Origin of the sequence: Helicobacter sp. 12S02232-10 (assembly GCF_002272895.1) — a bacterium.
Lineage (GTDB): Bacteria > Campylobacterota > Campylobacteria > Campylobacterales > Helicobacteraceae > Helicobacter_J.
In genome coordinates, this window is record NZ_MLAQ01000021.1 from 1 (window position 1) to 8436 (window position 8436).

The following is an 8436-nucleotide window of genomic DNA, read 5'->3' on the forward strand; positions in this document are numbered from 1 at the left end:
AAGAAGATATTCAAAATAACCCACAAGAAGCCATTAAAGATTTGTTCCATTCTTTAAATGATTTAGATGATTCAGAACGCTTTGGTGTGATATCTGAAATCTTTGGCAAAAAGATGGCAAATGATATCAATTCTGCAAAAGATGGGATAAAAGCCTTTGAAAAAGCACTAGAATCCAGCAAAGAGAGTGCAGGAGCCTTGCAAAAAGCTGTAGATAGAGCTGCAGGCGATGGATTTGGGGATTCTATCTTTATGCTAAATGCGGCTTGGAGTGAGTTTAAAAAGACGATTGGAGATATATTTATTCCTTATTTAAAAATCGGGTTTGATTTGTTACGAAAAACTCTAAGTGTAATTAGTAATTTTATAAAAAATAGCGACCTTACGCAATGGGCAATTTTAGGGAGCGTGAGTATTTTTGCTTTAGGGAAGTCGATTGGACTAATTTATACAAGCTGGAGAGCATTTGGATTAACTTCCATTGTTTCAAAAGCCTTTGGTTTTACTCTTAAAGCCTTAAAAATCATCACAACATCACTTAATTTGAGTTTCAAACTTTTAAATTGGTCTTTAAAAAGTCTTTATTCAGGTTTTAAAATCGCTTCTTTTGGTGTGAGTGTTTTTTCAAAAATCTTTAGAGTATCAATGTGGAATATCAAAGGAGCACTCATCTCTACAGGTATTGGGGCATTGATTGTAGGATTGGGATTAGCGATTGAATATATCGCAAGCAACTGGGAGAGTATCTATCCGCGTTTGATTGGTGTATGGGAAAGAATTAAAGAGGGGATTGCCCCAATTACAGATTGGTTTAAGGGGATATTTGATTGGATTAGCAATGGCATTGCAGGGATTATTGATTCTATCAGCAGTGTTACAGACTTCTTAGGCATTACAGATTCTAAAGAAGTCAATCTCAATCAAAAAACAACGATTGCAAAAAAAGGATTGATTGATGAAACCTTAGCCAAACGCAATGAAAACCAACAAAAGATGCTTTCTCAAATTACTAATAGTAATCATTCCAAACAGATTAATGACTACAAAACCATTACAATCAACACAAACACAAATCCTCAAGCCATCGCCCAAACCATCAATAGCTATCGCTATGATGATGACTTTTAGGAAGGAAAAACAATGCTAAACCTATTCACTAAACCCTATGAAAACGAAAGAAAAAAACTAGAACAAGAGATTAAAAATCAAAAACAAAAACAAAAGGAACTGCAAAACCAACCGATTGAAGAACCCAAAGATCCTTTTAAGAAATATAAAGATGTTCAAACTAAAGATACTCTCATCAAGATAGACCGCTTCCTCTTCCGTGTTTCTCAAAATATTGAAACCATATCCACAGAATTAAACGTGGGCATTAAAAAGATTGAGACCATCAAGCAACCTATCTATCAAAAAATCGGAGGGAATGAAGAGAGCATATCTTTTAATGCAACCATTCTAATCCATCACATCAAAGACTATGAAGGGTTTAAAGATTTAATCAAGCAAGCAAAACCTTTAAAGCTGACTATCTTTAACCAATCCCCTCAAAAGATACTCATCCAAAGACTATCTGAATCTAGTAAGAATTGGGTCATAACAAAAGAGCGGAGTATCACTTACTATAGCAAAGAATTAGGGATTTCTGGGGTGCTATTATAATGGGTATTCTAAGCTCTCATTTTGCAAAATCCATCTTTATAAAACCCCGCCTCAATCTCACAGAATGGAGCAATACTTATCGTGTGCTCTCAAAAGAAAGCTCAGCGATGTTTGGCAGATTTGAAGCCTTAAGCTATCAAATTGAGCCAATGAATGCCATTTCAGACCCTAATAAAGAATTGATTTATGCAAGAAAAGAGAACTATACAGCTACCACGCTTCCTGATGCAATGATGTTTATCGCTTGTGCGATGGATATTCAAAATGATCGCATTGAGATGGGATTCAAGGAATGGAGATTAAATCTTTTGGGTGCAAAGCTTAAAAAGCTTGACCAAAGAACATTGAGCGATAAAAAAACAATTCAAGGAGAAGAATAATGGACGCAGACTTATTGAGCAAACAAATCAGATTATCATTGCAAGCAAAAGGATTTAAATCCACACAAGAAAATAAAGCTTTGATTGATGTGCTTTGCAAAGAGATCATCAATCATATCCAAACCCAAAGCACGATTGCAGTCACTACCACAGGCACAGCCACTGCCCAAAGCGGAAGTGGCAAAATCTCTTAAGGAGGCAATATGTTTGGAGAAGTCTGCATTTATACCGCACCGATTACAGAAGTCAGAGGCAATCAGGTTAAAGTCAATATTATGGGGGCTGTGAGTGATTTTATTTCCTATTTTGGGGTTTTTAATGCTTTTAAATCCCATTTTATCCCCCCGCAAATCGGAGAGATTGCCATCATTATCCATTTTAAAGAATCGGATTTATTTCTTTGTATGGGTTCTGTGCCAAGCCCTGATTTTAACCTGCCTGAACACAAAGAAATGATTCGCTACCAAGATGGCACTACCCTAAGCTATGATACACAATCCCATACCTTAGAAATCAATTCAAAAGCAAATATTACCATTCATTGCAAAAATGCAAGCATTCAAAGCGATGAGGTGCATATCGAATGCAAAAACGCCAAAATCAAAGCAGACGCTATTGATTTGGGGGATAACGGAGGCGGGGGCGTGATCACAACTCAAAGTGTCTGCCCCTTTACAGGTTTGCCCCATTCGCAAGGTTCCAATAGAGTAAAGGCAATCTTATGAAAAATGGATACCAACTCTCAATCAATGAGAATCTAAATCGAATCTTTAAAACCAAAAAATACGCTATCCCTCTCAATCCAAATTTTGGGCTTTCTTATGATTGGATAGATAAACCTCTCACTCACGAGATAAAACTTTCAATCACAGAAGAAATTAGGGAGCAAATCAAGCTTTATGAACCAAGAATCTATATCCAATCCATCGATGTGAGTTTTGAAGACAATCAACTCAGGTTGATGATTAATTCCACTTATAAGGTTGATTTATGATTGTAACCACAAAAGAGCTTGGCGAACTCTTGGGACTCTCTGAGCGCCATATTTATACATTAGAAAAAAATGAGATTTTAAGCAAAATTGATAAGAACCAATGGGACGCCTCAAAGAATCTCCAAGCTTATATTTATTACAAGCTGTCCAATGAAACCACTACCACAGATGGCAAAGTTGCCCGCACCAGAAAAGATATCGCAGATGCAAAATTAAAAGAGGTGATGTTGGCTGAAAAAATCGGCAAACTCATTCCGATTGAAAAAGTCGCCAAAGAACTCAAAGACCCTCAAATCTATACCCAAAAAGCCATCGAGATTGAAGAAGGAGAGAGAAAACAAAGAGAAAGACAGAAACAAAATGAGTCCCCCAATGACTCTCTCAGTGATAACTCTGAACTTTAGGAACGCAAGAGGGTTTTTTTAAAAAACCCTCTGTAGTGGTCTTGGGAGTTGGAACAATTAAAAAACAAAGGAGAACTGATGCATCTAAATAACCCTAATATCTATACAGCTACACAGGGCGAACGGCTTGATAGTATTTATTTTAAAATCTATGGCAACAACTTCCATCAAAAACATTATGATGTATTTTTAATGCAAAATCACAAGCTTTTAAAAAAAGATTTCTTAGATGGAGGGGATGAGGTATGCTTCAATCCTAAAGCCCCCGATCAAGAAAAATGCGATGATGGAATGGAGGGGCTTTATGGTATCCAACTATAAATCCCATCAATTCAAAATCACTCTAAATGAAAAAGATATTAGCCATTTAGTTTTAAGTATCCATTACGCAGACTTTGAAAGCATTCAAAGCGATACACTAAAACTCAAACTATTCCCAAATATCAAGCCAAACATCAAAGACAAGATAAAATTTAGCATTGATGGTGTCTTGATGGGAAGCTTTTATATTGCAAGCATTGAATACACTTATAAAAGCAGTTATGAAATAGAATGCACATCGATTCATTACGCTTCAAATCTAAGGATCAAGAAAAACAGAAGCTTTGATAAACTAAGCTACCTTCAAATCTTAGAATCCATCGCTAAAGAAAACAACCTCACGCCTAAAATCAATTTCAAACGAATGGATGAGATTGTCCATATCGACCAAATCAATCAAAGCGATAGCTCCTTATTCTATCAGATCGCCAAAGAACTCAATCTCACCCAAAGCATCAAAAACGACACATTGATTTTTTTGGAAAAGAATTCAGAAAAAAAGCCTGTCATTGTGATTGATGCCAACGATTGTACAAGTGTGAAGCTTGCAAGCTATGCAAAAATGGTTTATAAATCTGTTGAGGTGACTTACCAAGATACCCAAACCAATGCATTAAAGACCATTCGCATTGGCAAAGAAGATCCGACTTTAAAGCGCTCTATCCACTCTAAAAATGATGATGAAGCTTACAAACGTGCAGAGGGATATTATAAAGCGATAGAATCTGACAAAAGAAAAGGAAGTTTTGAGATGGCAGGCAGGATTATGTATGCAGGCACGCTTTTAAGACTTAAAGGGGATAATGAGATAGAGGGGGAATATGTGATTAAAAAGGTCGCCCATAGCATTGATAATAGCGGGTGGAGAATGGATGTGGAGTTTGGCGGGTGATAAGGCACAAAATATTTAAAATGTAGCCAATTCCTTTTAAGACTCAAAAAAAGAAGAGAAGGGATAATGAAATAAGGGATGTGATTAAAAAAGTCAATCACGCCATTGGTTCAAGCAGATGGTGAAATGATGTGGTTGAAGAAAGATTATCCTTTATCTGTTTCGTCTTCATCTTCAAGAGCCTTACGCCTTAAAAGTTCATTTTTAATTTTTTGTCTTAGTTTTTTATTGGAATAATCGATAATTAACTGAAATAATTCATCATACTCTTCCCCAAATGAATGCAAGTTTGACATTTTTGAATCATTGACTATATTTATGTTCTTATGGCTATTAATTTGAACTATTTTAACAGGGATTTTGCCATCTCTGATATCATTAAATAATTTCCAATGTTTTGGAGTTATTTCTTTTTTTCTTGCCCAATTTTTATAGGCATTTTTTTTTAACCCCATCTTTAAACAAACATCATCCATCGAACTTACTTCAAAAAAATCCTTCATTATTTTAAAGTCCTTTTTGTATTTTTCATCAATCATAATGTAACCTCGAATTTTAACTTTAAAATGCTTAAGCAAAATATATTCCATAGAAATTTTATAAAAGTTCTATTTTTGTTCTTGATTTTATTTTATAAAAGTTCTATAATTATTCTATAAAATCTCAAAAAGGTTTTAAATCCAAAGAAAAGGTACAAGATGAGCAAGTCTTTAACATTTTATGCATACTATAAATACGCACTTATAGAACAAAATAAGAACTTTATAAAAAAGAGGAGAAAATGAGGAACGAAACCACTAGAAAGATCTATCGTCCCAATAAAGAAAAAATAGCTCTGGATTACGGAAATGCTACAAATATGTGCCGGAATTTAAAAATTTCTTACTATAGCTATCAGAAATTTTTTTCACGCAACAAAAAAAATCTTTGGTTTCAGAAAAAAAATATCCACGATGCTTTTAAAAAAATGATCCGACAAGGCTATATAACTTATATAGAGGTTAATATACAAGGAGGGAATCAATGAAAATGAAGCAAAAAATAATCAATGCTATTTCTGAAAATACCTGCGAAATTGATCATTATTGCAATGATGGAGTGCTAAGAGATATTAAAGACATCATCACTTCTCAAACGCTTGCCATTAAAGACCTGAGTGCTTCAATGGAGATTATGACTTCTGTCATTGATAAACTTCAATCAAGAGTGGCAGACTTGGAAAATGGAGAAAAAGATGAATTTATCTTTTGAAAAACATATGACAATATCTTTGGCTCAAACAATAACGATGAAATATGGAGCAATTCTAGAATTAGATGATTTTGCAGAACTTTCAGGTTTTAACAAAATAACCATTGCCAATAAAATAAATAGAGGTGATAAAGATCTTCCTAAATATACCCAGCTCAAAGGAAAGAGAGTTTTTTTAGCCAATGATATCGCTGAATGGATGGTTGATTGTGACCTCAAATTCCCTAAAAACTAAAGGATAAAAAATGAATGACTTGAATGCTAAAAATACACATCGTGTAAAAACCCGCTTTAATCTTCCTTTAATCAAAGGCAAAAATGCAGATTATAGCCCTAAATGGTTTTTTGAATGTGAGGGGAGAATTTATTTAAAATTGGGACTTGCAGAAGCTACTAAAAAAGATTTTAAATACCCCTTTATTGATTATCGAGCCTAGAGTAATGGGGGTTATGAAAATGCACCCTTTTAAGCAAAAAAGAAAGGTTGAATATTGTCTTTGTGACGTTTATCAGGGCTTTATCTCAAAAGAGACGCTGGTAGCTTCTTTTGTTCCTTTAGTACAAAAGGAGCATTCTGTTTGTTTTGAGTCTTTTTTAAAACCGCATTTAGAGGATTTTCTAAGGGTAATGCATAGAAAAGATGGGGTATTTATCATTGATGTTAGAGCTAAAAATAAACCCTCCATTTTAATGGAAGTAGATTTAAACAGAGGCAGAGTTACTCAAATAAGGGCAATGCTTTAATAATGAAAATATCAAAAAAGTAAAGCATTATGTCTGAAGCCATCATCATTAAAGACTATCAAGAGTATAGTGCGGGCGTGGATAGTTTCAGATTCTGTATCCCCAAAGACTCTTTCAATGTCTTTTTGAGAAAATTAGGACTTTTTGAAAAGAAACGCAAAACAACAAGAAATAAGCAAGTCGATGCCTATATCAAACAAAAATATAAAAATCATAAAACAAATATCAAAAAACACCCCTTTAATATCAAATACATCAATCTCAAAAGAGGGGTAAAAAGCTTATCAAATACAATATTGATATTAGAAAACTCCAAGACTTGCCACGAATATTCCAAAGCTAACAAGAAAAATTATAATTATTATGTTGAGGTTGTGTTTGCAGGACTCCACCAGCCGAGCAAGGATATAGGACCTCTAACGATGAAAATTTTAAAATATTTTTTGAGGCGTTATAAAGTCCATAGTATGGATTTGGCAGTCGATTTTGATTGGGATAAAGAAATCAATCATACCAATAAGCACGTGTTTGAGCAAGCAACCAAACCCTACCAGCAAGAAAATCAGAAGCCTAGTATCTACAATGAAGGCACGAGTCTATATCTGAATAACCCCGATCCAAAAAATGGGCTTGCAAAAATCATCATCTATGACAAATACAAAAAACAAACTTATTATCACAAAGAAAACATCAAGCCTGAGCTTAAAAATTGGAAACGCTTAGAAATCACAATCAAAACCAAAGCGCGCTTTTTTGCTTGGATAGAAAAAGATGGGGCAAATGAGGGCATAGAAATCCTCAATGACATCACCCAAAGAATCGGAGCAAGGGGCGTGATGGGCGCGTCTGTAGATGTGCTAAGCAAGCAAATCCGAAAGCTCAAAGACTTAAGGCGTGCTATCAGTTTTAAAGCGTGGGCAAAAATGCCTGCAAAAAATGGTTTTTAAAAAATATCGAAAAAACACTAAAATAATCCAATTAGGGACAGATTAGGGATAAAAAAATATTAAACCCTATTTTAAGGTACTTTAAAAGATATTATTTCAAGTCTCCCTCTTGACACCAAATGCTCTATTATCAATCCCCGCAAATACACTCATACCTGATTTTAATCATTTTTCTTAAATGCCAATAACTGATCCCGATAATACTCATATTGTTTTTGACGTGCATTGATTTCAGCAGGCAAACCAATGCAAAGATCATTGCACAAAGCATCAAATCGATCCAAAATCCCAACGATTTTATTTTGGACTTCTATGGATGGGATGGGGATTTCAAATGCATTTAACATCGGTCTTCTTATAGATAAAACAGAACCCTGAAACATTGTTTTTCTAATGTAAGATAAAAATGCTGACTTCATATAATAAAAGAAAAATTTCGGTATCACATTCACATTATCTATACGAATCCGGTAAGCCCTTTGATGCAAGGCATATTTTCCTTCCACGTAATGAAATACCTTACCGACATCACCATCTCCTGCAATAATAATTGCAGTTTCGTCAAACTCATATTCATTTTTTCTACGGACTTCAGGCGAACGTACAAAAAACGGATATTTACCTTCTTTTAATGCTTCATTGGTATTGCTGCTACCAGTGCCAATGGTTGCAATCTCCCCTAAGCTAATTAACTCATACCCCCCCCCCTCATCTCATTTAAAGATTCAAAGCTTAAGAGTTGGTCGCGGTAGTATTCGTATTGCTTTTTTCTAGCTGTAAGTTCTGCTTGAAGTTTAATTTGAAGTTCTGTTGTGAGATCTGTGAATTGATCTAATATATGG

17 protein-coding genes are annotated in these 8436 nt (G+C 34.6%); 15 read left to right on the top strand and 2 right to left on the bottom strand.

Annotation, left to right across the window (positions count from 1 at the left end; all coding sequences use genetic code 11):
* The 9 genes from BKH41_RS09325 to BKH41_RS09360 all read left to right on the top strand — a co-directional run.
* Positions 1-1127 (top strand): phage tail tape measure protein (locus tag BKH41_RS09325; RefSeq protein ID WP_095299367.1); only part of this gene is annotated, 1127 nt, incomplete at its 5' end.
* A gap of 12 nt (positions 1128-1139) precedes the next feature.
* Positions 1140-1661 (top strand): hypothetical protein, encoded by a 522-nt coding sequence (locus BKH41_RS09330; protein WP_095299369.1) that lies wholly within the window; start codon positions 1140-1142, stop codon positions 1659-1661.
* On the top strand, positions 1661-2041 hold the full coding sequence (locus tag BKH41_RS09335; RefSeq protein ID WP_095299371.1) for a terminase gpA endonuclease subunit: 381 nt from the start codon (positions 1661-1663) through the stop codon (positions 2039-2041). Before BKH41_RS09330 ends, BKH41_RS09335 begins: the two co-directional genes overlap by 1 nt.
* On the top strand, positions 2041-2235 hold the full coding sequence (locus BKH41_RS09340; RefSeq protein WP_095299373.1) for a hypothetical protein: 195 nt from the start codon (positions 2041-2043) through the stop codon (positions 2233-2235). The genes BKH41_RS09335 and BKH41_RS09340 overlap by 1 nt, the downstream gene beginning before the upstream one ends.
* A gap of 9 nt (positions 2236-2244) precedes the next feature.
* Positions 2245-2766: a phage baseplate assembly protein V gene (locus BKH41_RS09345; protein WP_095299375.1), complete on the top strand. Its 522-nt coding sequence runs from the start codon at positions 2245-2247 to the stop codon at positions 2764-2766.
* On the top strand, positions 2763-3035 hold the full coding sequence (locus tag BKH41_RS09350) for a GPW/gp25 family protein (RefSeq protein ID WP_095299377.1): 273 nt from the start codon (positions 2763-2765) through the stop codon (positions 3033-3035). The genes BKH41_RS09345 and BKH41_RS09350 overlap by 4 nt, the downstream gene beginning before the upstream one ends.
* The gene (locus BKH41_RS09355; protein WP_095299379.1) at positions 3032-3439 is read left to right on the top strand and encodes a hypothetical protein; all 408 of its coding nucleotides are present in this window, start codon (positions 3032-3034) and stop codon (positions 3437-3439) included. The genes BKH41_RS09350 and BKH41_RS09355 overlap by 4 nt, the downstream gene beginning before the upstream one ends.
* A 78-nt stretch (positions 3440-3517) precedes the next feature.
* A complete protein-coding gene (locus tag BKH41_RS09680) occupies positions 3518-3760 on the top strand; it encodes a hypothetical protein (RefSeq protein ID WP_143428732.1) in 243 nt (80 codons plus the stop codon).
* A complete protein-coding gene (locus tag BKH41_RS09360; RefSeq protein ID WP_180762806.1) occupies positions 3744-4652 on the top strand; it encodes a contractile injection system protein, VgrG/Pvc8 family in 909 nt (302 codons plus the stop codon). The genes BKH41_RS09680 and BKH41_RS09360 overlap by 17 nt, the downstream gene beginning before the upstream one ends.
* Positions 4653-4798: 146 nt before the next feature.
* Here BKH41_RS09360 and BKH41_RS09365 read toward each other — a convergent pair whose 3' ends face one another.
* Positions 4799-5191, bottom strand: a complete 393-nt coding sequence (locus BKH41_RS09365; protein ID WP_095299383.1) for a hypothetical protein — start codon at positions 5189-5191, stop codon at positions 4799-4801.
* Positions 5192-5433: 242 nt separating this feature from the next.
* Between BKH41_RS09365 and BKH41_RS09370 the strand changes: the two genes are divergently transcribed.
* The 6 genes from BKH41_RS09370 to BKH41_RS09395 are packed head-to-tail and all read left to right on the top strand — an operon-like array spanning position 5434 to position 7594.
* Positions 5434-5679 carry a hypothetical protein gene (locus tag BKH41_RS09370; protein WP_095299386.1) on the top strand — a complete coding sequence of 82 codons (246 nt, stop codon included), beginning with the start codon at positions 5434-5436 and terminating at the stop codon, positions 5677-5679.
* A complete protein-coding gene (locus BKH41_RS09375) occupies positions 5676-5903 on the top strand; it encodes a hypothetical protein (RefSeq protein WP_095299388.1) in 228 nt (75 codons plus the stop codon). The genes BKH41_RS09370 and BKH41_RS09375 overlap by 4 nt, the downstream gene beginning before the upstream one ends.
* Positions 5887-6138 (top strand): hypothetical protein, encoded by a 252-nt coding sequence (locus BKH41_RS09380; protein WP_095299390.1) that lies wholly within the window; start codon positions 5887-5889, stop codon positions 6136-6138. The genes BKH41_RS09375 and BKH41_RS09380 overlap by 17 nt, the downstream gene beginning before the upstream one ends.
* Before the next feature lie 10 nt (positions 6139-6148).
* Complete coding sequence (locus BKH41_RS09385; protein ID WP_095299393.1) at positions 6149-6340, top strand: hypothetical protein; 192 nt, start codon at positions 6149-6151, stop codon at positions 6338-6340.
* Between the two features lie 19 nt (positions 6341-6359).
* Positions 6360-6647, top strand: a complete 288-nt coding sequence (locus tag BKH41_RS09390) for a hypothetical protein (RefSeq protein ID WP_143428733.1) — start codon at positions 6360-6362, stop codon at positions 6645-6647.
* A gap of 29 nt (positions 6648-6676) precedes the next feature.
* On the top strand, positions 6677-7594 hold the full coding sequence (locus tag BKH41_RS09395; RefSeq protein ID WP_095299397.1) for a hypothetical protein: 918 nt from the start codon (positions 6677-6679) through the stop codon (positions 7592-7594).
* A gap of 161 nt (positions 7595-7755) precedes the next feature.
* On the opposite strand, the gene BKH41_RS09400 is transcribed toward BKH41_RS09395, so the two are convergent.
* The gene (locus tag BKH41_RS09400) at positions 7756-8283 is read right to left on the bottom strand and encodes a restriction endonuclease subunit S (RefSeq protein WP_219350031.1); all 528 of its coding nucleotides are present in this window, start codon (positions 8281-8283) and stop codon (positions 7756-7758) included.
* Positions 8284-8436: the final 153 nt, after the last annotated feature.